Source organism: Nitratireductor sp. GCM10026969, from assembly GCF_042660605.1.
Taxonomy (GTDB): domain Bacteria; phylum Pseudomonadota; class Alphaproteobacteria; order Rhizobiales; family Rhizobiaceae; genus Chelativorans.
The window spans coordinates 1-1,447 of the sequence record NZ_JBHSUM010000291.1 but is presented as its reverse complement, the minus strand read 5'-3'; the positions used below and the strand labels follow the sequence as shown (position 1 = coordinate 1,447).

The following is a 1,447-nucleotide window of genomic DNA, read 5'->3' as shown; positions in this document are numbered from 1 at the left end:
GACTGCACGGCCGGCGCGACCGCCGGCGCCGAGATCTTCATCGTCGAGGGTGATTCGGCCGGCGGCTCGGCCAAGCAGGCGCGCAACCGCGCCACCCAGGCGGTCCTGCCGCTGCGCGGCAAGATCCTGAACGTCGCCAGCGCCGGGTCGGGGAAGCTCGCCGCCAATCAGCAGATCTCCGACATCATCCAGGCGCTCGGCTGCGGAACACGCGCGAAATACCGCGAGGACGACCTGCGCTACGAGCGCATCATCATCATGACCGACGCGGACGTCGACGGCGCCCACATCGCTTCCCTCCTCATCACCTTCTTCTATCAGGAGATGCCGCAGCTCATCGCTGGCGGGCACCTCTTCCTGGCCGTGCCGCCGCTCTACAAACTCAGCCAGGGCGGCAAGACCATGTACGCGCGCGATGATGCCCACAAGGAGGAACTGCTCGCCACCGAATTCACCGGCCGCGGCAAGATCGAGATCGGCCGCTTCAAAGGCCTCGGCGAGATGCTGCCCAGGCAGCTCAAGGAAACGACCATGGCCCCGGAGCACCGCACCCTCCTGCGCGTGGAGATCCTGGAAGCGGCCGATGCGACCAAGCTCGCCGTCGAAGCCTTGATGGGCACCAAGCCCGAGGCCCGCTTCCGCTTCATCCAGGAAAACGCCGAGTTCGTCGAGGAACTGGATATCTGATTGCCAACGGCCCTGCTCTCGCCCGTTGGCGATTGGCGGCATACACCGCGCGATCGTCCACCGCGCGATCGTCATCCTCGGGCTTGACCCGAGGACCCATGCCTGAACCCTCCAACCGGTAAAACGGTCGAGGGCACGCTGGGATAAGTGCTTCAGGCGGCCGCCAGCGCCAGGGCCTGCGCGCGCGCGTTCTCGCGCAGGCTTTCCAGATGAATGCGCTTCAAAAGCCCGGCAAGGGCCTCCCGGTCGGCCTGCCGGCCCGCCGGGGCCTTCTCCAGCGTTTGGAGCATATGCCAGGACACTTCCTGCGGCCCGGCCACCCGTTTGCCGACGGCGATCTCACGCCACATGGAGAGCGCGGCCAGAAGCGGTGCATGGGTCACCGGCTCGAGCCCGGCCCGCGAAAGAAGCGCGGTGAGCGCGGCTTGCCTGCCGCCCTTCAAGAGCGCCTGAACACGCGTCTCGCTCTGCCTCGCCAGCGCCACCAGCGCGGCGCCAAAAAAGTCGATCTTGCCGTACGCCACCGTGCGCACCAGGAAACGCGAGGTCAGGTCGCCGCGGAGGCGCAAGTGCTCCACCAGCGCCCCGTGCTCGCGCCGGTCGATTGCATCGATCAGCGTGATGGAAGCCGTCACGCACGCCTCCCGCGCCAGCTTCTCGGCCCGTTCCGGCCCCATCAGCGCCAGGACCAGAGGGGCTGCCGACAGCGCCTCCCCCACGCGCACCACAAGCATGTGCCGGCAATCCGGGGGCAGGTCCC

2 protein-coding genes are annotated in these 1,447 nt (G+C 67.8%); one reads left to right on the top strand and one right to left on the bottom strand.

Annotation, left to right across the window (positions count from 1 at the left end; genetic code table 11):
- The coding region (locus ACFP9U_RS24995) for a toprim domain-containing protein (protein ID WP_378625579.1) at positions 1–687 on the top strand (687 nt) is incomplete at its 5' end.
- A gap of 152 nt (positions 688–839) precedes the next feature.
- Here ACFP9U_RS24995 and ACFP9U_RS24990 read toward each other — a convergent pair.
- Positions 840–1,447, bottom strand: a 608-nt coding sequence (locus tag ACFP9U_RS24990) for a DUF2336 domain-containing protein (protein WP_378625577.1), incomplete at its 5' end; no start/stop codon positions are given.